Source organism: Brenneria roseae subsp. americana (assembly GCF_003115815.1).
GTDB lineage: Bacteria > Pseudomonadota > Gammaproteobacteria > Enterobacterales > Enterobacteriaceae > Brenneria > Brenneria roseae.
Window position 1 is genome coordinate 20,180 of record NZ_QDKJ01000016.1, and the last position, 24,905, is coordinate 45,084.

At 50.6% G+C, this 24,905-nt stretch carries 20 protein-coding genes and 2 pseudogenes; 19 read left to right on the top strand and 3 right to left on the bottom strand.

Annotation, left to right across the window (positions count from 1 at the left end):
* Positions 1–7: 7 nt before the first annotated feature.
* Entirely contained in the window at positions 8–1,594 is a 1,587-nt protein-coding gene (locus B4923_RS17740; RefSeq protein ID WP_109055703.1) for a gamma-glutamyltransferase family protein, read from the bottom strand.
* 305 nt (positions 1,595–1,899) lie between these two features.
* On the opposite strand from B4923_RS17740, the gene B4923_RS17745 reads away from it, so the two are divergent.
* The 10 genes and pseudogenes from B4923_RS17745 (at position 1,900) to B4923_RS17790 (ending at position 11,730) form a co-directional block, all read left to right on the top strand.
* Positions 1,900–2,739: a MurR/RpiR family transcriptional regulator gene (locus tag B4923_RS17745; protein ID WP_109055704.1), complete on the top strand. Its 840-nt coding sequence runs from the start codon at positions 1,900–1,902 to the stop codon at positions 2,737–2,739.
* Positions 2,740–3,059: 320 nt separating this feature from the next.
* Positions 3,060–3,845 (top strand): transporter substrate-binding domain-containing protein, encoded by a 786-nt coding sequence (locus B4923_RS17750; RefSeq protein WP_170116089.1) that lies wholly within the window; start codon positions 3,060–3,062, stop codon positions 3,843–3,845.
* Between the two features lie 11 nt (positions 3,846–3,856).
* A complete protein-coding gene (locus B4923_RS17755; protein WP_109055706.1) occupies positions 3,857–4,525 on the top strand; it encodes an amino acid ABC transporter permease in 669 nt (222 codons plus the stop codon).
* Complete coding sequence (locus tag B4923_RS17760; RefSeq protein WP_109055787.1) at positions 4,525–5,178, top strand: amino acid ABC transporter permease; 654 nt, start codon at positions 4,525–4,527, stop codon at positions 5,176–5,178. Before B4923_RS17755 ends, B4923_RS17760 begins: the two co-directional genes overlap by 1 nt.
* Positions 5,159–5,902 carry an amino acid ABC transporter ATP-binding protein gene (locus tag B4923_RS17765; RefSeq protein WP_109055707.1) on the top strand — a complete coding sequence of 248 codons (744 nt, stop codon included), beginning with the start codon at positions 5,159–5,161 and terminating at the stop codon, positions 5,900–5,902. The genes B4923_RS17760 and B4923_RS17765 overlap by 20 nt, the downstream gene beginning before the upstream one ends.
* Before the next feature lie 202 nt (positions 5,903–6,104).
* Entirely contained in the window at positions 6,105–7,349 is a 1,245-nt protein-coding gene (locus B4923_RS17770) for a pyridoxal-phosphate-dependent aminotransferase family protein (protein WP_109055708.1), read from the top strand.
* On the top strand, positions 7,346–8,605 hold the full coding sequence (gene hpxK, locus B4923_RS17775; protein WP_109055709.1) for an allantoate amidohydrolase: 1,260 nt from the start codon (positions 7,346–7,348) through the stop codon (positions 8,603–8,605). Before B4923_RS17770 ends, hpxK begins: the two co-directional genes overlap by 4 nt.
* Before the next feature lie 338 nt (positions 8,606–8,943).
* Positions 8,944–9,297, top strand: a pseudogene (locus tag B4923_RS17780) (YdiL family protein); the annotation flags it as partial.
* A 27-nt stretch (positions 9,298–9,324) separates the two neighbouring features.
* Positions 9,325–9,876 (top strand): annotated as a pseudogene (gene aroL, locus B4923_RS17785) (shikimate kinase AroL); the annotation flags it as partial.
* Between the two features lie 630 nt (positions 9,877–10,506).
* The gene (locus tag B4923_RS17790) at positions 10,507–11,730 is read left to right on the top strand and encodes an MFS transporter (RefSeq protein ID WP_109055710.1); all 1,224 of its coding nucleotides are present in this window, start codon (positions 10,507–10,509) and stop codon (positions 11,728–11,730) included.
* Between the two features lie 15 nt (positions 11,731–11,745).
* Here the strand turns inward: B4923_RS17790 and B4923_RS17795 are convergent, their stop codons facing one another.
* Positions 11,746–12,648 carry a LysR family transcriptional regulator gene (locus tag B4923_RS17795; protein WP_109055711.1) on the bottom strand — a complete coding sequence of 301 codons (903 nt, stop codon included), beginning with the start codon at positions 12,646–12,648 and terminating at the stop codon, positions 11,746–11,748.
* A 753-nt stretch (positions 12,649–13,401) separates the two neighbouring features.
* Between B4923_RS17795 and B4923_RS17800 the strand changes: the two genes are divergently transcribed.
* From B4923_RS17800 to B4923_RS17820, 5 genes are all read left to right on the top strand, one after another.
* Positions 13,402–14,637, top strand: coding sequence for an MFS transporter (locus tag B4923_RS17800; RefSeq protein ID WP_109055712.1), 1,236 nt, complete (start codon positions 13,402–13,404; stop codon positions 14,635–14,637).
* Between the two features lie 228 nt (positions 14,638–14,865).
* Positions 14,866–15,732 carry a quinate/shikimate dehydrogenase gene (gene ydiB, locus B4923_RS17805; protein ID WP_109055713.1) on the top strand — a complete coding sequence of 289 codons (867 nt, stop codon included), beginning with the start codon at positions 14,866–14,868 and terminating at the stop codon, positions 15,730–15,732.
* Between the two features lie 78 nt (positions 15,733–15,810).
* Entirely contained in the window at positions 15,811–16,566 is a 756-nt protein-coding gene (aroD, locus tag B4923_RS17810) for a type I 3-dehydroquinate dehydratase (RefSeq protein ID WP_109055714.1), read from the top strand.
* Positions 16,567–16,832: 266 nt separating this feature from the next.
* Positions 16,833–18,425: an acyl CoA:acetate/3-ketoacid CoA transferase gene (locus B4923_RS17815; protein ID WP_109055715.1), complete on the top strand. Its 1,593-nt coding sequence runs from the start codon at positions 16,833–16,835 to the stop codon at positions 18,423–18,425.
* 18 nt (positions 18,426–18,443) lie between these two features.
* A complete protein-coding gene (locus B4923_RS17820; RefSeq protein ID WP_109055716.1) occupies positions 18,444–19,595 on the top strand; it encodes an acyl-CoA dehydrogenase in 1,152 nt (383 codons plus the stop codon).
* Positions 19,596–19,702: 107 nt separating this feature from the next.
* On the opposite strand, the gene B4923_RS17825 is transcribed toward B4923_RS17820, so the two are convergent.
* A complete protein-coding gene (locus B4923_RS17825) occupies positions 19,703–20,614 on the bottom strand; it encodes an AraC family transcriptional regulator (RefSeq protein WP_109055717.1) in 912 nt (303 codons plus the stop codon).
* Between the two features lie 760 nt (positions 20,615–21,374).
* On the opposite strand from B4923_RS17825, the gene B4923_RS17830 reads away from it, so the two are divergent.
* The 4 genes from B4923_RS17830 to B4923_RS17845 all read left to right on the top strand — a co-directional run bounded on the left by B4923_RS17830 (position 21,375) and on the right by B4923_RS17845 (position 24,808).
* Positions 21,375–22,139, top strand: coding sequence for an electron transfer flavoprotein (locus tag B4923_RS17830; RefSeq protein WP_109055718.1), 765 nt, complete (start codon positions 21,375–21,377; stop codon positions 22,137–22,139).
* Positions 22,140–22,161: 22 nt separating this feature from the next.
* Positions 22,162–23,103 (top strand): electron transfer flavoprotein subunit alpha, encoded by a 942-nt coding sequence (locus B4923_RS17835; protein WP_109055719.1) that lies wholly within the window; start codon positions 22,162–22,164, stop codon positions 23,101–23,103.
* 125 nt (positions 23,104–23,228) lie between these two features.
* Entirely contained in the window at positions 23,229–24,518 is a 1,290-nt protein-coding gene (locus tag B4923_RS17840) for an FAD-dependent oxidoreductase (RefSeq protein ID WP_109055789.1), read from the top strand.
* Positions 24,515–24,808: a ferredoxin family protein gene (locus B4923_RS17845; RefSeq protein WP_109055720.1), complete on the top strand. Its 294-nt coding sequence runs from the start codon at positions 24,515–24,517 to the stop codon at positions 24,806–24,808. Before B4923_RS17840 ends, B4923_RS17845 begins: the two co-directional genes overlap by 4 nt.
* The last annotated feature ends 97 nt before the right edge of the window (positions 24,809–24,905 follow it).

The window sequence follows — 24,905 nt, forward strand, 5'->3', positions numbered from 1 at the left end:
AATAAAACTAGAATCCGGCGGCACTGCCGTTGCTGCGGGGATCGCACGCCCCTTCCAGCATGCCGTTGGTATGACGGACGATCGCACCGGCATGGCCTACCGTTTCGCTGAAGCTGCCGAGTAGCTCAACGTCGTGGCCGAGTGCCCGCAGCGCATCAATGGTCGCGGGCTTGAAGCGATCTTCAAGTTTCAGCGTATCGGAGGATTGTCCCCAGGTTCTGCCCAGCAGCCAGCGCGGAGCGGTAATCGCCTGTTGCAGAGGCAATCCCTGAAGCACATGACGAATAAACAGCGCGGCCTGCGTCTGAGGTTGACCGTCGCCGCCCATTGAGCCGTAGACCATGGTGCGGCCATCGGACAGGCGCGCCGCTGCGGGATTGAGCGTGTGGAACGGCTGTTTGCCCGGTTCCAGCGCCAGCAGATGGTGTGGATCGAGGCTGAAAGAGGCCCCGCGATTTTGCCAGAGCACACCGGTGCCGGGCAGAACGATACCGCTGCCAAATTCATGATAAATGCTCTGGATGAAAGAGACGCAAAGCCCGCTGCTGTCGCAGACGCCCATCCACACGGTGTCGCCGGGGCCTTTCCCCGAGCCCCACGGCGCCGCCTGACGGGTATTGATTTGTCGGGCCATAGCCCCGAGTGTGTTGGGATCCAGCAATGCCTGCACATCCTGCGTTATCTGTTTGGGATCGGTAATGAAACGATCGCGCAGACCGAAAGCCAGCTTGGTGGATTCGACGATACGATGGATCGTCTGGCTATCGCTTAAATCCTCCATCTCAAGATGATCGGTCAGGCCGAGAATGGCGAGGGAAACCAGCCCTTGAGTCGGGGGCGCGAGGTTATAAATATCGCCCTTACTGTGTCTAAGGTGTAATGGCGTTGTGCGTCTGGCGCGATAGTTCGCCAGATCCTCACCGGTCAGCGGCATACCCAGTTGAGCCATCCGGGCTGCAAAGCGTTCAGCCAGCGTTCCCCGATAAAAGCTGTCGAGCCCTTCCAGCGTCAGCAGCGTCAACGTATCAGCCAGATCGGGTTGGGTGAAACGACTGCCCGCACGGGGGATGGCGCCTTGAGGTATAAAAATTCGGCTGAATTCCTGAAACTCAGCCAGTTCGTGGTAGTGCTGCGTCAGCGCGTCTTCCTGGGATTGGGTGACAGGAATGCCGTCCGCGGCATAACGAATGGCGTCAGCAAGCAAGCGGGCGAGCGGCAAAGAGGCGCCGCCAAGCGCCTGTGAGAACACCAGCGCTTCCTGCCAGCCGCCGACAGTGCCGGCAACCGTCAGGGCGGCCTTGGGACCGCGATGCGGGATGTGAGCGTCTCCCTGATAAAAGTCACGGCTGGCGAGAGACCCTGCCGCGCCGCTGGCATCAATGGCGACGGGCTCGCCTTGGGGGGGCAGAATTAACCAGAAACCGTCACCGCCCAGACCATTCATATGCGGATACACCACGGCCATGGTCGCCGCCGCCGCCACTATGGCTTCGATGGCGTTGCCGCCTTCACGAAGGACCGCCTGCGCGCTGGCGCTGGCCAAATGATGGGGCGTTACGGCCATGCCCAGCGGCGCGGTATTACTTTGTATCATGCCGTTGTTCCTTTTCTCTGTTCGGCTGTAGGGGAGGACGTTAAAACGGCCGCGCTATCATTTTCGGTTATCGCCGTTTTTGTTATGCATCGTGACGGGCCGTTCCACCCTTGCTGTTTCAACGGCATGCCCGTACCAACGCAGTAGTGCTTTTAAGCAAACGCTGTTCCAGTTTTTTCATCACCAATGCCTATGGGGATAAAAATAGCTTAGCTGTGTTATGTTGCGATGAAACAAATGGCGAAAATGAAACAAAAGTTGCAGACTGATCCCGTAGCGGACGGGCGGCAATAAGGGATAGGGGCATGAAACAGATTGACGAACGGCTGCGAGGCCGTTACAGCGAACTTTCTCCTCAGGAGCAACGCGTTGCTGATTTTATTTTTGATCACTTTGATGATTTGATTAGCTATAACAGCGCCGAACTGGCGCGGCTCAGCGGGGTCTCCAAGGCTACCGTGAGCCGTTTGTTCAAACGGCTTGGCTACCCCAGCTACCGTGAAATGCGTGAGGAACTGCGCACGCTACGTCAGAGTGGCATGCCGCTGGCGGATAACCGCGATGCGGTACAGGGGAATACCTTGCTGGCCCGACATTACAAGCAGGAAATGGCGAATCTGACGCAATGGATGCATCAAATTGATCCGGTACGGTTTGGGGCGGTGATTGAGTCGATGATGCAGGCTAAGCGTCTGTGTATTGTCGGTTTGCGCAACAGCTATCCGGTGGCGCTGCACCTGCGTCAGCAACTGGTGCAGATCCGTCAGCAGGTCATGCTGCTGGCTCAGCCGGGACAAACGCTAGCGGAAGAGTTGGTGGACTTAAACGCGCAGGATTTGGCGGTGGTGGTGGCGTTCCGACGCCGTCCGCGGCTTATCCAGCCTTTGCTGGCGCAGTTGCATCAACGTCAGATCCCGACCCTTTTGCTCTGTGAGCCGCAGGCCAATGCGCTTCTACCGCTGGCAAACTGGTCTCTGTGCGCGCCGCTGGACAGCGTGTCCGCCTTTGATAGCTATGCCTCCGCCATGAGTCTGGTGAATCTGCTCAGTAACGCATTACTGCATGAAATGCTGCGTGATGGACGTCAGCGAATTCATCATATTGCCGATCTCTATATTGAACTGGATGAGCTGGAACAGCGATAACGGGGCACAGTAATGGTGCCTTTGCACTCTTTTGGTTCGGTTTTTGTGCTATGGCTGCAAAGGCCGGCCTCTCAGATACCGGGTTGATCGCCTGCTTTCTTTTGTCTTTTATTTCATGATTCAAGAAGAAAAATGAAGTCATGGATGGTCTGTCTCTGGCGTAAAAAGGGCTGAACTTACCTATACCTCCACGGCATTTTGATACTGGCATGTTCCTTGCTTTATTTTGCAACGATAGTTTCAATATTTGCTTTTAAAGAATCTTTCGTTTCAATATCACTTAACTGGGGGCAGACACGATGTTGATCAAAAAGCTGAGCATCAAAAAACGTTTACTGGCAATGGCAGGCGCGGTGTTGTTAATGGCGCAGGCGGGCAGCGTAATGGCTGACCAATTGCAGGATATTGAAAAACGCGGGGTGCTGCGGGTCGCCGTACCACAGGATTTCCCGCCATTTGGTTCTGTGGGAACGGATCTTCAGCCACAGGGCTATGACATCGATATCGCGCGCTATCTGGCGCAAGAGATGAAACTAAAGTTGCAGCTGGTGCCCGTAACCAGCGCCAACCGGGTGCCTTATCTGCAAACCAACAAAGTGGATCTGGTGATTTCCAGCCTGGGCAAAAATGCTGAGCGGGAAAAAGTGATCGACTTCAGCCGGGCCTATGCGCCGTTTTTCCTTGGCGTGTTTGGTCCGGCGGCCGGTGAAGTCAGTACGCCGGAAACGCTGAAGGATAAAAGCGTTGGCGTCACGCGCGGCGCGGTGGAAGACATGGTGTTAACGGAGATTGCACCGAAAGATGCGCAAATTAAGCGCTACGAAGATAACAACACCACGCTGTCCGCCTACCTGTCTGGTCAGGTGGAATATATCGCGACCGGTAATCTGGTGGTGGCGGCCATTGCCGAACAGAATCCCGCGAAGGCGCCGGTCGCGAAGTTCATGCTGAAAGATTCCCCATGCTACATCGGTCTGAAAAAGGATGAATCCGCTCTGAAAGCCAAAGTCGATGCGTTGATTGAGCAGGCGTTGAAAGACGACACGCTCAATAACCTGTCAGAAAAATGGCTGAAAGCGCCGTTGCCAGACAGCATCAAGGCATAAGGGAGGGCGCCATGACCTATCAGCTTAATTTTACCGCGCTGTGGCCGTTCTGGCCGGAACTGCTGGCGGGGTTGTGGGTGACCATTGAGCTGACGGCGATGGCAACCATCGGCGGTATTGCTATCGGTATCTGTGGTGCGGCGTTGCGTAGTGGCAAGCCCACCCTGCCGGGCAAACTGTGGGGTATCTATGTTGAATTGATACGGAACACGCCGTTTGTGGTGCAACTGTTTTTTATCGTGTTTGGTTTGCCGAGCCTGGGGTGGAAGTTGACCGCCGGCGAGGCCGCGTTACTGGCGATGCTGATTAACCTGGGCGCCTACAGCACGGAAATCATCCGGGCAGGTATTCAGGTGACGCCCAAAGGCCAGTGGGAAGCCGCCCGGGTACTTGGGTTGACGCGCAGCCAGACATTTTTACGGGTCATTCTGCCACCGTCATTGCAGCGGATTTATCCGGCGCTGGTGAGCCAGTGCATCATCGTGATGCTGGGATCGTCGGTGGTATCACAGGTCTCCTATGAGGAGCTGACCTTTGCCGCCAACCTGATTCAGTCACGGACTTTTTTAAGTTTTGAGGTGTATCTGGTGACCACGCTGTGTTATCTGGCGCTGTCCATCCTGATGCGGCAACTGTTACTGCTGGCGGGCCGGCGCTTTCTGGGGACTCCGCAACGATGATGACATTCACTGACTGGGATATTGTCCGCAATTTGCTGCTGGCGGCGCGCTGGACGCTTTTGCTGTCGCTGACGGCGTTTATTGGCGGTGCGGTGGTGACGTTCCCGCTGATGCTGCTGCGGCTGACCCGGCGCAAATGGCCGACGCGGCTTATCCGGGTTTATTCCGAGCTGTTTCAGGGCACGCCGCTGCTGATGCAATTGTTTCTCGCGTTTTTCGGTCTGGCGTTGTTCGGTATCGATGTCAGCCCGTGGACGGCTGCCGCGCTGGCGCTGACATTATTTACCAGCGCCTTTCTGGTGGATATCTGGTGCGGGAGTGTGGAAGCGTTGCCGAAAGGGCAATGGGAAGCGTCGCGCTGTCTGGGATTGAACTTTGGACAAACGCTCTATCGGGTGATTGCGCCACAGGCGATGCGTATCGCCATCGCGCCAACGGTGGGGTTTTCTGTACAGGTGATTAAAGGCACGGCACTGGCGTCCATTATCGGTTTTATCGAGCTGACGAAGGCGGGAACCATGTTGAATAACGTGACTTACCAGCCCTTCAAGGTTTTTGGTCTGGTGGCGCTCGGCTATTTCCTGATGTGTTACCCGCTTTCCTATTACAGCCGCTATCTGGAGAAGAAATTCAATGCCGCTCATCACCATTAATCAGGTACAGAAGTATTACGGTCACAACCATGTCCTGAAAGGGGTCGATCTGGATATTGAAATGGGCGAAGTCATTTCGATTATCGGCCGCAGCGGTTCTGGCAAAAGCACCTTGCTGCGCTGTATGAACGGCCTGGAGGGATATCAGGAAGGCAGTATCAAACTGGGCGGCATGACGGTGACGGACCGCGATTCGCAGGCGCGTGAGATCAGCCGCTCCGTAGGCATGGTGTTCCAGAATTTCAATCTGTTCCCGCATATGACGGCGCTGGAAAACGTGATGCTGGCGCCGCGCCGCGTGCTGAAGAAAAGCGAGGCGGAATGCCGCGAACTGGGCGAGCAGGTGTTGAACAAAGTGGGGCTGGGCGATCGGATAAACTATTACCCAGCCAATCTGTCCGGCGGTCAGCAGCAGCGCGTGGCGATTGCGCGGGCGCTGGCGATGAATCCGAAAGTTTTACTGTGCGATGAAATCACCTCCGCGCTGGATCCTGAACTGGTGGGCGAAGTGCTGAAAGTTCTGGAACAGCTTGCCGCGGAAGGCATGACGCTGATTCTGGTCACCCATGAAATGAACTTTGCCCGGGAAGTCGGCGATCGGGTGGTGTTTATGCATCAGGGCAAAGTCTGGGAGCAGGGCGACAGTAAGACGCTATTCGCCAACCCACAGACCGCTGAGCTTAAGCAGTTTATCGCCTCAGTACGCGGGCTTTCTGAGGCTTAAATCTCAGGTGGTTGGATTATTTCTCTGTTTTGGTTTTTCCCGGCATGGTTTCAGCCACCAGCCTGGGTTCATAGGGCAAGCGGCGTTTGAGCTGCCCTATGTCGGGCGCGTTCATGTGTTTACAGAGAAATATTGATTTTAATCGCGCACGAAATGATCTCATCAGCTAATCAGTAATGTAAAGAGTTTGGAGCAAACCATAATGAACAATGAACTGTTCACCCAGATCAATCCCCCTCATCGCCTGTTGATGGGGCCGGGCCCCATCAACGCCGATCCGCGCGTGTTACGGGCGATGGCCAGTCAGTTGATTGGTCAGTACGACCCGGCGATGACCGACTATATGAATCAGGTGATGGCGCTTTACCGTCAGCTGTTCCGCAGCAATAACCGCTGGACGATGCTGGTGGATGGCACGTCGCGGGCCGGGATTGAAGCGGTTCTGCTGTCGGCCATCCGTCCCGGTGACAAAGTCTTGGTGCCGGTGTTTGGGCGTTTTGGTCATCTGCTATGTGAAATCGCCCGTCGTTGCCGCGCCGATGTGCATACCATCGAGGTGCCATGGGGTGAGGTTTTCAGCCCCGGTCAGATAGAAGATGCGATTAAGGCAGTCCGCCCGCGCATCTTGCTGACGGTTCAGGGCGATACGTCCACCACGATGCTGCAACCGCTGGCGGAACTGGGCGATATCTGCCGTCGTCATGGTGTGCTGTTTTATACCGATGCCACCGCCTCGTTTGGCGGAAACGTGCTGGAAACGGATGCCTGGGGACTGGATGCGGTATCGGCCGGGCTACAGAAATGTCTGGGCGGGCCGTCTGGCAGTTCGCCCATTACGCTCAGTCCGCAGATGGAAGCGGCGATCCGCCGTCGCAAATGCGTCGAACAGGGAATTCGAACCGATGTCCATCAGGATGGCGATGAAGAAATGATCTATTCCAACTATTTCGATCTCGGCATGGTGATGGACTACTGGGGACCGGAGCGTCTGAACCACCACACGGAAGCCACCAGTATGCTGTTCGCCGCTCGCGAATGCGCCCGCATTATTCTGGAAGAAGGGCTGGATCAATGCATTGCCCGTCACGAATTGCACGGTAAAGCGCTGGTTGCCGGTATTCAGGGAATGGGGCTGCACACCTTTGGCGATCTCAATCACAAGATGAATAACGTACTGGGCGTGGTGATCCCCGACGGGATCCACGGCGAACAGGTTCGCAAAATGTTACTGGATGACTTTGCAATTGAAATCGGCACCTCATTTGGGCCGCTACAGGGAAAAATCTGGCGTATTGGCACGATGGGCTATAACGCCCGTAAAGATTGCGTGATGCAAACGCTGAGCGCACTGGAAGCGGTGCTGAACCGTCTGGGCTTCCGCTCTGTTCAGGGCGCGGCATTGCAGGCTGCCTGGGATTGCTATGCCGGCGATGAGGGGCGTGCATGAGTCATGCCCTGATGTCGGAGTCCGTTGCCTTTACCGCGGCGGAACGGATTATGTCGCGTTGCGACGCGCTGGCGGAAATCAGTGAAACCGCCGATCAGCTTACCCGGGTGTATCTGTCCGCGGAGCATCTGCGGGCCAATGCGCTGGTGGGCGCGTGGATGCGTGAGGCCGGCATGCATGTCTGGCAAGACAGCGTCGGCAACATTTGTGGTCGTTATGAAGGGCTTCAGCCGAATGCGCCTGCGCTGCTGATGGGGTCGCATCTTGATACGGTGCGTAATGCCGGGCGGTATGACGGTATGCTCGGGGTGTTAACCGCCATTGAAACCGTGCGTTTTCTGCATCAACAGCAGATTCGCCTGCCGGTGGCGCTGGAAATTGTCGGATTTGGTGATGAAGAGGGTACCCGATTTGGCATTACTTTGCTGGGTAGCCGTGGTCTGACGGGCACCTGGCCGGATAACTGGCTGGGTTGTCAGGATAGTCAAGGCATCACCGTTGCGCAGGCGTTGGATGCCGCAGGGTTGGATTGCACAGCGATTGCGCAGGCGGCGCGCCCGGTAAGCGATATCGTCGCCTATCTGGAACTGCATATTGAGCAGGGGCCTTGTCTGGAGCAGGAAGATCTGGCGTTAGGCGTCGTGACCGCGATTAACGGCGCCCGGCGGCTGAACTGCGCCTTTAAGGGATTGGCCGGACATGCGGGAACCGTGCCGATGGCGCAGCGTCGGGATGCGTTGGCGGCGGCGGCAAGCTGGATGGTGCAGGCAGAAACGCTGACTAAAGAAAGCGATCCTTATCTGGTTGCGACTTTCGGGACGTTACAGTGTTTGCCGGGCGCTGCCAATGTGATCCCCGGAGAAGTGAGATTAACGTTGGACATTCGCGGCCCGGAAGATGCAGCGCTGGATACGTTATTGCAACGCCTGTTGGTTTTGGCAAATGAGATTGCCTGCCAGCGCGGGTGCCAGTTTGAGGCGGAGGAATATTATCGGATCGCGGCGACCCGCTGTGATCCAGTATTGCAACAGCGTTTGAGCGAGGCCGTGGTTCAGGTTCAGGGTCGTAACCTGCTGTTGCCGAGCGGAGCCGGACATGACGCCATCGCCATCGCCGAACGCTGGCCGGTCGCCATGCTGTTTGTGCGCTGTCGGAAAGGCGTCAGCCATCATCCTGATGAGTCGGTGATGACGGAGGATGTCGCGCTGGCGTTAAGGGCGTTGGAAAATATGGTACTGACCTATCGGAATAGGTAATGCGCCCGGTCTGTTTGTCCCCCGCCGTTTACCTGGGCAGGTTGCGGCGGGATTACAGGACTGCGGCTTGAGCGTATGTCAGGCGCCGAAAAGAAATGAGATTAGCGTTGATGCCTTCTTACGTATTACTTTCATGGTATGTCAATTCGAGAGAGAGTATTTCCCTTTCCCCAATCCAAACATCTTTATGCTTTCCGATTTCCCTTTTAAAGCGGCAATCATGAATTTCTTATCACCGCCGGGCCATTCCACATTATTGTGATAATGATCATACCGCCAGGGGAACCAGAATGCTATTTAGTCATATTCATCCAAATCATTCTTGGAGTCATCGTATTATGAACCATTTGGAACTACAGGCTCTACGTCAGCTTTTTTTTATGAGTATCGATGAAGCGGCAAATTATATTGCAGGTGATAAAAATACGGAAATGTGGCAGCGATGGGAAAAGGGTGAACAAGACATTCCTCCCTCGGTGATTGAAACCCTGACATTGATGAACAAAAAGCGAAAAGAAAGGATCAATGCCATCATTGAAAAAATAAATAACCGAATCGGGAATAACACCATGCGTTTTTTCCCCGACTATGATGCGTTTCGTTCCGTCTATACCGAGGGGGATTATTTAGAGTGGAAGATATATCAATCCGTGGCGACCGAACTCTATTCTCATAATCTGGAACGATTGTGCGAAAAGGATGAATTCATGATCAATACCATCATACTTGTCGGTCCTCGAGCGTCAGGTAAAACAACGGTAGGAAAGATTTTGGCAGCCCATTTGAAACTGGATTTCATCGATACAGATGAAGTCGTCCAGAAAAAAACCAACAAGACGATCGCGCAAATTGTCGATGAGCAGGGGTGGGATAACTTTCGGATGATTGAAGGCCAGATATTGAAAGAGGTCACGCTCGCTGGCTGCATCATTGCCACGGGAGGCGGCATGGTGATATCGCAGGAAAATCGTAATCATATGAAAAATAAAGGTATCGTTTTTTATCTCTCAACCTCTGCCGAGACGGTGGTTAACCGATTGAAGTCGAATCCGGCCGTGAGTCAACGTCCTTCCCTGACAGGGTTGTCGATTACCGAGGAGATTACCGGCATTATCAAAACGCGCGATCCGCTCTATCAGGAAACGGCCCACTTTGTGATTGATGCGAATAACGAAAAAGAGCGGGTCGCACAAGAAATAGATGCCATTTATCACACTTTGCTAAAAGATGCCGCTAACGACGCCATGGCGATACCGCCGTTAACGGAATAAGTTCATTCTCAGGCATGAACATTATGACAGGCAGATCACGTCCTCGATTGCCGGAGCGTCGTATCGGTAGATCGGGGCGATTTATCCTCTCCGTTTTATAGCGTGACCCACGTCATAAAAATTAATAATATGTATCCTTTCTCACAAATTTAAAAAAATAATCATGTCTTAAGATGTTGAGTATCGGTGGCACGCTTATTTTTTTTATGCATAGATGGTACATTTAATATTGCGATCATATTGATAAGCTAATATTGCAAAGCGTGCCTCTTTGTTAACTCTCTCTCATACATGTTGCAAGTGCGTTATTAACGTATTGAGGGAGAAGTAAATGCAATGCCATCATAAAAAGGTAATGAATAGAAACCATCTTTATAAGATTTGTCTATAGAAGCAATCTATGAATTACTTTTAAAAAATGAATTATTTATTTTTGATGGGAATTGTTAGCATCGGGAATACATTAATAATCTATTCCATCAGTGTTATTTGATTTGCCATATTGAATCTGCCGGCTTTTCAACAAGGTGTACATAATGCCGTGCCAAGGGGCCAGGCTTTTTGAAATCAGAGCAGGAAAGGAAATACCAACCGACTCTATTAAAAGATCCTTTTCTGAAAAGGTTTTATATGAAAAACAATTACATACCAACATCTGTCGGGCTGTATATCAATTATCTGGTTCACGGCATGGGCGTCATATTGATCAGTTTGAATATGCCCCATCTACAGCAACAGTGGCAGACTGACGCTGCCGGCGTATCGGTCGTTATTTCTTCATTGGGGATTGGCCGGCTGAGTATTCTGCTGGTGGCCGGCATGCTTTCCGATCGTTTTGGCCGGAAGCCCTTTGTCTATCTGGGAATGATCTGCTATCTGGGGTTCTTTCTGGGCATTCTTAGTACGCAAAGCATCGCCATCGCCTACTGTTTCGGTTTTCTGGCGGGCATGTCAAATAGCTTCCTCGACTCCGGCACCTATCCGACATTAATGGAGGCGTTTCCTAATACCCCCAGTACGGCCAATATCCTCATCAAGGCGTTTGTTTCCGGCGGTCAGTTCATTTTACCGATGATAATCAGCGTATTGGTCTGGCTCGACGTCTGGTTCGGCTGGTCGTTTCTGATCGCCGCCGGCATGATGTTTCTGAACGGGATCTACCTGTTCAGATGTCCTTTCCCTCCTCATCACTATCCTGCCAGAGTAGCGGCGGTACCGAATGTCGATAATGAACCGCCCGTGTCCAAAGATCAGTCGTGCTCGATGTTAGACCTCGCCAGCTTTACATTTTATGGCTACATTTCCATGGCCACGTTCTATCTCATCAGCCAGTGGCTGGCGCAGTACGGGCAGTTTGTGGTGGGGATGCCTTATACGATGTCGATCAAGCTACTGAGTATTTATACCGCGGGCTCTTTGCTGTGCGTCCTGATCACGGCCGGTCTGGTGAAGAAAACGGTTAGTTCGACCACGCTGCTGATGCTCTATACGTTTGTATCCTTCATCGCGTTGTTGACCGTGTGTTTGCATCCCACGGTGACGACCGTGATTGTTTTTGCCTTTGTGATTGGCTTTTCTGCCGCAGGCGGCGTTATGCAGCTGGGCCTGACGCTGATGGCAATGCGTTTCCCTCATGCCAAAGGGAAGGCCACCGCCATTTTTTATAGCGCGGGCAGTCTGGCTACATTCACGATCCCGTTGATCACCGCCAAACTTTCGCAGACCAGTATCGCCAGCATTATGTGGTTTGATACCGGCCTTGCGGCCGCCGGTTTCCTGACGGCGCTGTTTATTGGCTATCGCAGCATAAAGGCGCGTCGCTGTACGATAAAGATGAATCAGATTCAGGTATGACGCGGAATGACCGCATTACCTGAACGGCATCATTTGGCAGGAACTGAAGATAAATTTCTTAAACGCCTGGGCGGCGGATGACAGCGTCTGATCTTTACGGGTCGCCAGATAGATATAGCGGGTTGGGCCGGGATCCCTGATATGCATGACGTGAACGTTGGAGTGGGAAAGCGTACTGATCCGCGGCATAATTGCGATACCGTAATTAATGCTCACCAGTCCAACCATCGCCGTATCTTCTTCGACATAACAAGCGATTTCAGGGATCAGTTTTTTCTGCATGAACATCTTGTCGATGAACTGGCGTAAGCCGCTCTTTTGCGAAAAAAAGATGAACGGATAAGCAATGGTATCCTCCAGAGCAATTTCACTTTCATGACGTTGCGCCAATGGATGATTGCGGGAAGTCACCAGCACCAGCTCCTGACTGATTAACGGGATAAACTCGACTTCCGGTTCTTCCGGCACATGGGAACAGATAGCCAGATCGAACTTGCCTGCTTTCAAATCCTGAACAATCGATGAGGTCGTTCCCTGGTAAAAACAAAAGCGTTTATTTTCATTGCCGGGGATATGAATAAAACGGTCGATCAACTGTGGAACAACCGTTTCTCCCATGGTGTAAATAAACGCCAGGCTGATGGTGTCATTTTGAGAGCCGCTCATTTGGCGTAGCGCAAGGCGACCGTTTTCCAGCTCAAGCAACGCGTTTTCCACATAGGGTAAAAATATTTTTCCGCACTGCGTTATCCGCACATTCCTGCCAGATTTTTCAAATAGCGTCACTCCCAACTCTTTTTCAAGCTCGGATATGGCATGGCTTAGTGAAGGCTGGGCGATAAACAGACTCGATGCTGCCTCCGTGTAGTGCTGCTTTTCCGCCAGGCGCTTAAAATAGTGTAATTGTTTTAAATTCATTCAGTTTCTCGTGGCAGTGACAAACTATCCAAATTACTGCAAACAGGCAGTATGTGCCGCTGGTCAAGTCACATTACATGGCGGTGGTGGGCGTCTTGCCGCAGTCGCGTGATCGTTTACAGCAGCAGACATAATAACGTCATCGCCCATCGTCAGATGGGCGATGTGCAAAATTATTATGGTGTTGTGCAATATAACATGCTCTTTTTGCCCTTCCGGGAAAGTGAATGGAGTAAACAGATTGTTAATTGATTACCGCAATAAGCAGACGCGGGGTTCATCGTTACTCATGAGCGTCGTTTTGTTCCGGTCAGTTTATCTTTTGGTAATGTCGGTTAGCTCACAGTAAGCAGGCTACTTTCTTATAAGAGAGCGCCTTTTGAAAAACATGCTATATCATTTCTCTCTATGCAGATTAAATAAATTTTAACTACCTCTCAAAATTAAAAAATTGTACAGCGATACCGATTTGCTTCCGCTTTATCCCACTAGATGTATTCATTTTGTAAAATAAAAAACAACTCATCAACAAGGATCGCACGATCCCATTCCTGCACTTTGCAATAAAATTGAAAACAAAAACTTTATATTACGTGTTAATCGTTGTCGCCGTTATATACATTAAATACAGGTAATAGTTTATTAATGTTTTATGACGTATGTAAGTTCGACGTAACTAAAAAATAGAAAAAAGAAGTAAGACGGCTTGCACAATCGATGTAATGAAAATATTAACAATAAACGGAGAAAAGCATGAGCCAGCATAAGGCCTTCAATGCGCCATTTTTATTAGCCGCCATAGGTATATATCTGAGCTATTTTCTTCATGGCATCAGTGTTATTACCCTGGCGCAGAATATGACCCACTTGGCAGAAAAGTTTAACACTGATAATGCCGGGATTGCTTACGTGATTTCAGGAATAGGCCTGGGAAGGCTGGTCTGCATCCTGTTCTTCGGCATCATCTCTGACAAATTCGGCAGACGCTCTGTTATTTTTCTGGGCATAGCGTTATATGTTCTGTTCTTCTTTGGCATTCTCGTCAGCCCTAATCTAATCGTTGCGTTTATTCTGGCCTTCTGCGTCGGTGCGGCGAATGCGGCATTAGACACGGGCGGTTATCCGGCGTTGATGGAGTGTTATCCCAAGACATCGGGGTCTGCCGTGATCCTGCTTAAGGCGACGATTTCTTTCGGACAGATGTTCTATCCCATGTTAGTCAGCTACCTGCTGGTGAGCCACCTGTGGTATGGCTACGCCATGATCATCCCGGGCGTGCTGTTTCTTTTTGTCACGCTACTGGTGATCAAGAGCAAGTTTCCCAGTCAGACTGTTGATGCCGATATTGCCAGGGAATTGCCTCAAATGAGCAGTAAGCCTCTGGCATGGCTGGAAGGCGTGGCCTCTGTGGTGTTTGGCGTCGCCGCATTTTCAACATTCTATGTGATCGTGGTCTGGATGCCGAAATACGCGATGGCCTTTGCCGGCATGGAGGAAGCCGAGGCATTGCAAACCATCTCCTACTATAGTCTGGGTTCGTTGGTGTGCGTATTCCTCTTCGCCTTTTTGCTCAAAAGTATGGTTCGTCCGGTCTGGGCCAACGTATTTAATACCGGATTATCGGTGATTACCGCCGCCATTATCTATCTTTATCCCTCTCCGCTGGTCTGTAACGTCGGGGCGTTCGTCATTGGTTTTTCCGCCGCCGGCGGGATATTACAACTTGGCGTTTCTGTCATGTCCGAGTTCTTCCCGAAAAGCAAAGCCAAAGTCACCAGCGTTTATATGATGATGGGGGGATTAGCAAACTTCGTTATTCCTCTGATTACCGGCTATCTGTCAAATATCGGACTGCAATACATCATATTACTGGATGTGCTGTTTGCGCTTATTGCTTTTATTACCGCGATAGTCGTCTTTGTTCGTTACTATAAAGTTTTCAAGATTCCAGAAAGCGATTTTCGCTTTGGCGAGCGATTCTTCCAATAAACTCGCGCTGAAAATAACCAGAGGCAGATTAATACAGCGATATCAGTATCCGTTTTTTATTTAAATACAGAATGAGACGCCTTGTCTGTTTCCCCTGTCGATAGATGCGGGCGTTATTGAAAATCAAATATACCCGCCATCTTTCAGGTTGCCGGTGGGTCGGCTTCCTGCAACTTGAAATATATAGGGTATGTCCGGGCATTATAATAATTTAGTGAGGAATTCATAATGGATGTTACTGCAAAATATGAGCTGATTGGGTTAATGGCTTATCCCATCAGACACAGCTTATCACCCGAAATGCAGAATAAAGCACTGGAAGAAGTCGGCTTGCCTTATACCTATATGGCGTTCGAGGTGGACAATACGACCTTCGGTAAGGCAATCGAAGGGCTAAAAGCGTTAAAAATGCGTGGCACCGGCGTTTCCATGCCGAACAAACAGCTGGCTTGCAAATATGTGGATGAATTAACGCCTGCGGCCAAACTGGTCGGAGCCATTAATACCATCGTAAACGACAATGGTTACCTCAGAGGATATAACACTGACGGCACCGGACATATCCGGGCTATCAAAGAAACAGGTTTTGATATTAAAGGTAAAAAAATGGTGCTTGTCGGTGCCGGTGGCGCCTCTACGGCTATCGGTGCTCAGGCGGCAATTGAAGGCATCAAGGAAATTATGCTGTTTAACCGCAGGGATGAATTCTATGAAGAGGCGCTCGCTTTTGCAAAACGCGTTAATGACAATACGGATTGCACGGTTACGGTGACCGACCTGGCTAACCAGAAAGCGTTCGCTAATGCGATCGCTAATGCCGATATCCTGACTAACGGCACGAAAGTGGGGATGAAACCACTGGAAAATGAATGTGTGGTCAGTGACAAATCCATGTTGCGTCCTGATTTGCTGGTCTCCGAGTGTGTCTACAATCCCCATATCACCAAGCTATTGCAAATGGCGACGGACGTCGGTTGTAAAACTGTCGATGGGTATGGAATGTTGCTATGGCAGGGGGCCGAGCAGTTCAAGCTTTGGACCGGAAGAGAGTTCCCTCTGGAATATATTAAAAAGGCCATGGGGTTCAATGCATAATTTTCCTGTTCGGATTATTTACGTCTCCAATCGCCAAAGTATGGCGCCTGCTGTAAGGCATTAATTGAAGGGAAAAGAATGAAAACCGTAACAGTGAAAAATCTGGTGATAGGCGAAGGCGCTCCCAAAATTATCGTGTCATTGATGGGAAAAGATGTGCCAGCGATTAAGTCGGAAGCGCAATATTACAAGGATTTTGACTTTGATATTCTGGAATGGCGTATCGATCATTTTGATGATGTGGAAAATATTGAGAGTGTTATCGACGCGGCGCGCCAGCTCCGAAGCATCATTCACGATAAACCGATCCTCTTTACCTTCCGAACCGCGAAAGAAGGTGGAGAGAAGAATATATCGCCCGATGATTATATTTCTCTGAATCACAAGATCATTGATAGTGGTCTGGTAGACATGATTGACCTGGAACTTTTTACCGGCGATCAATGGGTGAGTGCGACGATAGAGCATGCCCATGCCAAAGGGGTAAAAGTCATCATGTCCAATCATGATTTCCATAAAACACCGCCTAAAGAAGAAATTGTCAAACGCCTGCGTAAAATGCAGGAGCTCGGGGCCGATATTCCCAAGATCGCGCTCATGCCGCAAAACAAAAACGATGTCGTGACTTTGCTGGCGGCTACGCTGGAAATGTATGAAAAACATGCAGACCGCCCCATTATTACGATGTCCATGTCGAAACCCGGCATTATTTCGCGCTTATCGGGTGAAGTGTTTGGATCGGCTGCCACATTTGGCGCACTGAAAAAAGCGTCTGCTCCGGGGCAGATAGGTATTCAAGATTTAAGATCTGTTCTGAATATATTGCATCAATAATAAAGCGGCGTTTATTTAAATATTAAAACAGGAATCTGTCAGGAATTCTGAATAAACATCCGTACCCGTTTTATCATTCAGGTGGCAGCTGTGTCGGTATTCTGTCTCTGGAAACTTATCGGGTATACAAGATTACCGTTCAAATAGGTAATGGGCGCTTTTATGTCATTTTTGCGGTGGCTGCATTATCTGAGCCACGTTAATAACGACAAGTGTTTCACCTGTTGAATGGAGAAAAATCAATTCGGTCATGATTAGGAGTACCCATGAAACTGGAAAAACCGAAAAGAATTAATGGTAGAGTCCCGGTCTTGTCTGCTGAGGACGCCGTGAAATATATCCCGGATGAAGCGACACTCTGTGTGTTAGGCGCCGGCGGGGGAATTCTTGAGGCAACAACGTTAATTACGGCATTGTCTGAACGGTATAAAAGTACGCAATCGCCGCGTAATCTGTCTTTGATCAGCCCGACGGGATTGGGCGATCGGGCTGAAAGAGGGATCAGTCCTCTGGCTCAGGAAGGTTTGGTTAAATGGGCGCTTTGTGGCCACTGGGGACAATCTCCGCGTATTTCCGATTTGGCCGAACAAAACAAGATTAGCGCTTACAACTATCCGCAAGGTGTGTTAACGCAGGCTATTCGCGCCTCAGCGGCCCACCAGCCTGGCATTTTGAGCAATATCGGTATCGGTACGTTTGTTGACCCGCGCCAGCAAGGCGGGAAACTCAATGAAGTGACCAAAGAAGAGCTGATTAAGCTGGTGGAAATTGATAATCAGGAATATCTCTTCTATAAGGCGATCGCGCCGAACATTGCCTTTATACGCGCCACGACCTGCGATAGTGAAGGCTATGCCTCCTTTGAAGATGAAGTGATGTATCTGGACGCGCTGGTTATCGCGCAAGCGGTACATAACAATGGCGGCATTGTGATGATGCAGGTCCAGAAGATGGTCAAGAAAGCGACGCTTCATCCCAAATCAGTCAGGATCCCCGGCTATCTCGTGGATATTGTCGTCGTCGATCCGGCGCAAACACAGCTTTATGGCGGAGCGCCGGTCAACCGGTTTATTTCCGGTGATTTTGTACTTGATGACAGTACCAAAATGGACATCCCCCTGAATCAGCGCAAGCTGGTGGCTCGTCGCGCGCTGTTTGAAATGCGCAAAGGCGCAGTGGGGAATGTCGGCGTCGGTATTGCGGATGGCATTGGCCTGGTTGCCAGAGAAGAAGGCTGTGCCGACGACTTCGTATTGACGGTGGAAACCGGTCCCATCGGTGGTATTACGACCCAGGGCGTCGCTTTTGGCGCTAATGTTAATACGCGCGCCATTCTGGACATGACCTCTCAGTTTGATTTCTATCACGGCGGCGGGTTGGATGTCTGCTATTTGAGTTTTGCTGAAATAGATCAGCACGGTAATGTCGGCGTCCATAAATTTAATGGAAAAATTATGGGCACGGGTGGATTTATTGATATCAGTGCGACATCGAAAAAAATCATATTCTGCGGAACATTAACGGCAGGCAGTTTGAAAACGGAAGTCGGCGAAGGAAAGCTGAAGATTGTTCAGGAAGGACGGGTCAAGAAATTTATCAAAGAAATACCGGAAGTCACATTCAGCGGAAAAATTGCACTGGAGCGTGGACTGGATGTTCGTTATATCACTGAACGTGCGGTGTTTACATTAAAAGAAGATGGATTGCATTTGGTTGAAATTGCGCCCGGCGTCGAACTGGAGAGAGATATTTTATCCCAAATGGATTTTCGCCCCATTATATCCAGTGACTTGAAGTTAATGGATGAAAGAATGTTTTATGACAACGTGATGGGATTTGTTTTACCTGAAGGTAAATAATAAATAGGAGTACAGAATATGAACTTTGGTTTAACCGAAGAGCAAGAATTGCTGCTTGCCAGTATTCGGGAACTCATTACCAGTGATTTCCCTGAAGAGTATTTCAGAACATGCGACCAGACAGGAACCTATCCCAAAGAATTCATGAAGGCGTTATCTGACAATGGTATTTCCCTGTTGGGCGTGCCGGAGGAGTATAACGGGATTCCGGCCGACTATGTGACGCAAATGCTGGCTTTGATGGAAGTATCGAAATGCGGTGCGCCCGCATTCCTGATCACTAACGGACAATGTATTCACAGTATGCTGAGGTTCGGTTCGCCGGAGCAGTTGCGGAAAACGGCGGAAAGTACATTGGCCACCGGCGATCCTGCTTATGCGCTGGCCCTCACGGAGCCAGGCGCAGGTTCGGACAACAATAGCGCGACGACAACCTACACGCGCAAGAACGGCAAAGTGTATTTGAACGGCCAGAAGACCTTTATCACCGGGGCCAAAGAGTATCCCTATATGCTGGTGCTGGCCCGGGATCCTGAACCTCAGGACCCGAAAAAGGCGTTTACGCTCTGGTGGGTGGAATCGAATAGTCCCGGCATTAAAATCAACCCGCTGCATAAAATCGGCTGGCACATGCTGAGCACCTGCGAAGTTTATCTGGACAACGTCGAGGTTGATGAAAGCGACCGAGTCGGTGAAGAAGGGATGGGCTTCCTGAATGTGATGTATAACTTCGAAATGGAACGCCTTATTAATGCCGCCCGCAGCACCGGTTTTGCCGAATGCGCATTTGAGGATGCCGCCAGATATGCCAATCAGCGCATTCAGTTTGGCAAGCCAATCGGCCATAACCAGATGATTCAGGAAAAGCTGGCGTTAATGGCAATAAAAATCGAAAACATGCGCAATATGGTGTTGAAAGTGGCATGGCAGGCAGATATGCATCAGTCGTTAAGGACCAGCGCCGCGCTTTGTAAATTGTATTGCGCCCGTACTGCGCTTGAAGTTATTGATGACGCCATACAAATCATGGGGGGGCTGGGCTATACGGATGATGCGCGTGTTTCCAGATTCTGGCGCGACGTTCGTTGTGAACGCATTGGCGGCGGCACCGATGAAATTATGATCTATATCGCCGGTCGTCAGATCCTGAAAGATTATCAGAACAAGTAACCGCATTGACAATCAGTTCACGCCAGGTGGGGTGAACTGATTGATAACAGGATATTTCCCTATTCCATCAGCAATAATCGCCATTGTGTGAAAGCCGGTCATAAAATTCAAATTAACATTTCCGGACGTTCGCCAAATTCTGTTATATATTCCAGCCCGTTAAGATCGTTTTTAAACTGTTTCCGGTATTCCGAGGGGGAACAGCCGACATGCCGAATAAACAATTTTGTGAAGTGATCGACATTTTCATATCCAACTCTGAAGGAAATTTCATTCAGGCATAATTCCGTGTTGGTCAATGCAAATTTCGCTTCTGTCATCCGGCGCTTAATAACATAGTTGATAGGGGAGATGTGGTACTCTTTGGTAAACTCATGACAGATATAGCTCACGCTGGCACGGAATCTTTTCGCAAGCTGATCCAACGTGATTTTTTCTCTGTAATTATTGTTTAAATAAACCAGAATGTCTTTTACCAGAACATCTTTTATTATATGCCCGGCATCAGTTCGATACGCAATTTTGAAATTCTCATAAAATATCACCGTAAGAACATAGCCAAAAGCATCATAGACTGATGACGAAAGATTATTCTTTTGCTGGGGCAATAACAGGTTGATTTCTTGAAAAATGCTCTTTATCACTTCTTTATTTTTGACAACGGAAACCACGGGACATGAGTTCGGCTGCATAATCCGATTTTCTTCCAGTCCCTTGATCTTAAAACCATACACCGCGCAGGTACAGGTTGTTGCCGGTGATGTGGTATCAGAAGCCACGGCGTGCAGGCTGCCGCGTTCAATGACAATGATATCTCCCGCCTGAGCGACATAGTTTGATGAGTCGATGGTGAGTTTGACAACGCCTGTTTTTACGTAGATCAGTTCGGTTTCGGCTTCATGCACATGATGACCGGATTCCCAATTGGGGTCATCGCTAATGACATATCGGGATAGTTTGGGCGTTAGTCCGTTTTCAAAGATGGCATCCGTTTTATTGTCAAACTGGCGCTGATACATGACTACCTCCACATTTAACCGTAAGATGTAAGCCAATTATTCGGGGATGCATATAGCAACCGATGACACTATATATAACACGGATTCAGCGTGCCAAAACAAGATTGTTTGTATGCTATGCAAGATAGTATGTCAACGTGAAAGGACAGTAAAACACGAAATCGTTACAGAGATTTACCCCTTTATATTCTCTATGTCAGGAACTGATTTGGCTCATGCTATACAAAATTTAAACACTGAATTTACAACGCAATGTTAATTTTATTTTTTTATTGAACTATGATGGGTTTTTTTTCAAAAAAACGTCATATTTATGATGTATGTCACACACTGTTTTTCTTATTCTACCTTGCTTGTTAACTTCATGTTTAATGCTATTCCACCCTTCCGAACCGCATTGAAAGAACCAATAAAAATTAAATGATTAACACGTCGCTGTACTCCAGCGCTTTTTTTGCAAGATAGTTGGTAACTAAAACATATTATCATGTCGTTTTTTCTCCGTAACAATATCAATATATCACCATCAACTATATCTATCCTTCTGAGATAAATAGGTTTTATCGTCGCGACTTGAAACCTGTCGGGTATATATTTAACCGGAGAAAACCATGCGCCAACAAAAATCCTCTCCCTTTTGTTTACCGCCAGCAATCGGTATCTGCCTGAGTCGTTTTATTCACCCAGAGGGACATCGCCATTCAGGTTCAGAAACCTTTACTGCCAACCCAAATATTGGTTATTGCCGATAGGAGATACCATGAAAATTATAACCTGCTTCAAGCTGGTACCCGAAGAGCAAGACATTGTGGTGACCGCCGAGCGGACGCTTAATTTTGAACGTGCCGATGCCAAGATCAGCCAGTTCGACCTGAATGCTATTGAAGCGGCCGTACAGCTGTCTGGCGACGATGGTCAGGTCGTGGCGCTCAGCGTGGGAGGCAAGTTTTTAGAAAACACCAAAGTGCGTAAAGACGTACTGTCACGCGGCCCGCATGAACTCTATCTGGTTCAGGATGCGCATCTGGAACAGGCGCTGCCTAAAGATACGGCGCAGGCTCTGGCGGCGGCGGCGAATAAGATCGGATTCGATCTGATACTGTTTGGCGAAGGCTCCGGTGACCTGTATGCCCAACAGGTCGGGCTGTTGGTTGGAGAGATGTTGCAACTTCCCACCATCAATGCCGTCAGCAATATTCAGATTGTGGATAACGGCGTCCTGATTGAACGTACCCTGGAAGAAGATGTGGAAGTTCTGGCGTTACCGCTGCCGGCAGTGCTCTGCGTCACTTCAGATATCAATGTGCCTAAAATTCCATCCATGAAGGCCATCCTTGGCGCGGGGAAAAAACCGGTAACGCAATGGAAGGCCGGCGATATCGATTGGACGCCGACCCAGCCCTATACCGAACTGACCCATATTCATGTGCCGCCTCAGGCCGAGCGTAAACACATCATCATTGAAAGCGACTCGCCGGAAGCGATTGGTGAGTTGGCTGAACACTTGAAAAAAGTGCTGAACTAACCCGATACGGAGAAAAATGGCTATGAGTAAATTAACGAATGTATGGGTATTCAGCGACAACCTTGATCGCTACGCCGAATTATTGGCTGGCGCACGCCAGTGGGGAGAACACGTCAACGCCGTGGTACAGGATGGCGACGCCGTGCCGTCCGTTAAGCCGCTGGGCGCGGATATGCTCTATGTTCTGGGTGAAAAATCCGCCCTACAGCGCGTAGAAAACTATGCTGAAACCCTGGCTTCCATCATAGAGAAGTCTTCCTCCTCCACATTGATTTTGATGTCTGCCACCAAGCGTGGCAAAGCGCTGGCCGCCAGATTGAGTGTATTGCTCGATGCGGCGGTCGTTAACGATGTCACTTCACTGACCGTCGGTGATGACGGCACGTATGCCGAGCACCGGATGTACGGGGGGCTGGCAAATGCCCGCGAGAAAATCAATACGCCGATCGCCATTGTGACGCTGGCGCCCGGCGCCATTGAGCCCGTAGCGGCAGATCAATCTCACGACTGCCCTGTCTGTCAGGCGAGCTATGTCGCGCCTCGTCAGGAAATTCTGTGTAAGGAACGCCGCACCAAATCGTTGAGCAGCGTTGACCTGAGTAAAGCCAAACGCGTAGTGGGTATTGGTCGTGGCCTGGTGTCTCAGGATGATCTGCGCATGGTACAGGATCTGGCGACCGCGATCGGCGCGGAGGTCGGTTGTTCCCGCCCGATTGCCGAAGGCGAGCACTGGATGGAGCGTGAACGCTATATCGGCGTATCCGGCGTGTTGTTGAAGTCCGATCTCTATCTGACGCTGGGTATTTCCGGGCAGATTCAGCACATGGTCGGGGGCAATGGCGCGAAAACTATCGTCGCCATCAATAAAGATAAAAACGCGCCCATTTTCAAATATGCCGACTACGGCCTGGTTGGGGACATTTACAAAGTCGTCCCCGCCCTGATTGAACAATTGTCCCGTTAATAGTGAGCCGTTAACAACGCGAAAGTCCCGCCGCATTGTGCCCTATCGATTTCGAGGTGCAGAAAGTCAACGCACCGGCAACTTGAAAGATGACGGGGACCGCGGCGGGGCAGGGAGCCGAAACAATGTCGGAAGAAAAATTCGATGCCATCGTCGTCGGAGCTGGCGTGGCGGGTTGCATTGCCGGTTATGTCATGGCGAAAGCCGGGCTGGATGTACTGGTCATTGAGCGTGGTAATACCGCTGGCAGTAAAAACATGACCGGCGGACGCCTTTACGCACACAGTCTGGAAAAAATCATACCGGGCTTTGCGCAGGAAGCGCCTGTCGAACGTAAGGTTACCAGGGAAAAAATCTCATTTCTCACTGACGAAAGCGCCGTCACACTGGATTTCCATAGCGAGCAACCGGATATCCCGTTGAAAGCGTCTTACACCGTGCTGCGTAACCTGTTCGATCCCTGGCTAATGGAAAAAGCGGAACAGGCCGGGGTGCAATTTATTCCTGGCGTCCGGGTAGACGCGCTGCTCAGGGACGGTAATCGGGTCACCGGTGTTCAGGCAGGAGAAGACTCGCTGGAAGCGAACATTGTCATTCTGGCGGACGGCGTTAATTCGCTCCTCGGCCGTTCCATCGGCATGGTGCCGCCATCATCGCCCCATCACTATGCCGTGGGCGTCAAGGAATTGATCTCCCTGTCACCATCTCAAATAGAGGACCGCTTTGGCCTTCCCGCTGGCGAGGGCGCGGCCTGGCTGTTTGCCGGTTCACCGTCAAACGGTCTGATGGGCGGCGGATTTCTTTACACCAACCGGGACTCTGTCTCGCTGGGATTGGTGTGCGGGCTGGGCGATATCGCTCATGCCACCAAAAGCGTCCCGCAGATGCTGGAGGACTTTAAACAACATCCTGCCATCCGTCCGCTCATTCAGGGCGGCTCCCTGTTGGAATACTCCGCGCATATGGTACCGGAAGGGGGGCTGGAGATGGTGCCGCAGCTGGTGGACGATGGCGTCATGATTGTCGGCGATGCGGCGGGGCTGTGTCTGAATCTGGGGTATACCGTCCGCGGTATGGATCTGGCTATCGCCTCGGCGGAGGCGGCCGCGCTGACCGCCATTGAAGCGAAAAACCATCAGGATTTCTCCGCCAATGAACTGATGAGTTACAAGAAAAAACTGGAGCACAGCTTTGTGCTACAGGATATGCATCACTACCGCAAGCTGCCGGCGATGATGGAAAACCCACGGATGTTTACACAATACCCCCGGATGGTCGCCGACATCATGACGGATATGTTCATTATTGATGGCAGCCCCAGTAAACCCGTGCGTTCGAAGATACTGAACCGGGCCAAACAGGTCGGGCTGATCAATCTGTTGAAGGACGGCATCAAAGGGGCGACTGCGCTATGAACAGTGAAAATACGGTAAATGTCGATGTAAAGCTGGGCGTCAACAAATTCCGGGTGGATGAAAGCAATCCGCACATTGTGCTGGTTGATCATCCTGACGTGGAGCAATTCCGCAAGCTGGTCAACGCCTGTCCTGCCGGCCTCTACAAGCAGGATAGCGACGGCAATATTCACTTTGACTACGCGGGATGCCTGGAATGCGGCACCTGCCGGGTGCTTTGCGGCGATACGATCCTTGAGAAATGGGAATACCCGCAGGGCACCTTTGGCGTTGAGTTTCGTTTCGGTTAATTCCTGCGGTCGGGGATAGGTACTGGCCGGCTGCGTTCCCCCTTTATGTCCGTTGCGGCTCGGCATGTCGGCGATTAATAACGATAAAACGACACCG

Coding starts and splice junctions, on each gene's coding strand:
- B4923_RS17830 (WP_109055718.1), top strand. CDS start 21,375: ATGAAAATTATAACCTGCTTCAAGCTGGTACCCGAAGAGCAAGACATT.
- B4923_RS17825 (WP_109055717.1), bottom strand. CDS start 20,614: ATGTATCAGCGCCAGTTTGACAATAAAACGGATGCCATCTTTGAAAAC.
- B4923_RS17820 (WP_109055716.1), top strand. CDS start 18,444: ATGAACTTTGGTTTAACCGAAGAGCAAGAATTGCTGCTTGCCAGTATT.
- B4923_RS17800 (WP_109055712.1), top strand. CDS start 13,402: ATGAGCCAGCATAAGGCCTTCAATGCGCCATTTTTATTAGCCGCCATA.
- ydiB (WP_109055713.1), top strand. CDS start 14,866: ATGGATGTTACTGCAAAATATGAGCTGATTGGGTTAATGGCTTATCCC.
- B4923_RS17755 (WP_109055706.1), top strand. CDS start 3,857: ATGACCTATCAGCTTAATTTTACCGCGCTGTGGCCGTTCTGGCCGGAA.
- B4923_RS17845 (WP_109055720.1), top strand. CDS start 24,515: ATGAACAGTGAAAATACGGTAAATGTCGATGTAAAGCTGGGCGTCAAC.
- B4923_RS17790 (WP_109055710.1), top strand. CDS start 10,507: ATGAAAAACAATTACATACCAACATCTGTCGGGCTGTATATCAATTAT.
- aroD (WP_109055714.1), top strand. CDS start 15,811: ATGAAAACCGTAACAGTGAAAAATCTGGTGATAGGCGAAGGCGCTCCC.
- B4923_RS17835 (WP_109055719.1), top strand. CDS start 22,162: ATGAGTAAATTAACGAATGTATGGGTATTCAGCGACAACCTTGATCGC.
- hpxK (WP_109055709.1), top strand. CDS start 7,346: ATGAGTCATGCCCTGATGTCGGAGTCCGTTGCCTTTACCGCGGCGGAA.
- B4923_RS17770 (WP_109055708.1), top strand. CDS start 6,105: ATGAACAATGAACTGTTCACCCAGATCAATCCCCCTCATCGCCTGTTG.
- B4923_RS17765 (WP_109055707.1), top strand. CDS start 5,159: ATGCCGCTCATCACCATTAATCAGGTACAGAAGTATTACGGTCACAAC.
- B4923_RS17815 (WP_109055715.1), top strand. CDS start 16,833: ATGAAACTGGAAAAACCGAAAAGAATTAATGGTAGAGTCCCGGTCTTG.
- B4923_RS17760 (WP_109055787.1), top strand. CDS start 4,525: ATGACATTCACTGACTGGGATATTGTCCGCAATTTGCTGCTGGCGGCG.
- B4923_RS17840 (WP_109055789.1), top strand. CDS start 23,229: ATGTCGGAAGAAAAATTCGATGCCATCGTCGTCGGAGCTGGCGTGGCG.
- B4923_RS17740 (WP_109055703.1), bottom strand. CDS start 1,594: ATGATACAAAGTAATACCGCGCCGCTGGGCATGGCCGTAACGCCCCAT.
- B4923_RS17795 (WP_109055711.1), bottom strand. CDS start 12,648: ATGAATTTAAAACAATTACACTATTTTAAGCGCCTGGCGGAAAAGCAG.
- B4923_RS17745 (WP_109055704.1), top strand. CDS start 1,900: ATGAAACAGATTGACGAACGGCTGCGAGGCCGTTACAGCGAACTTTCT.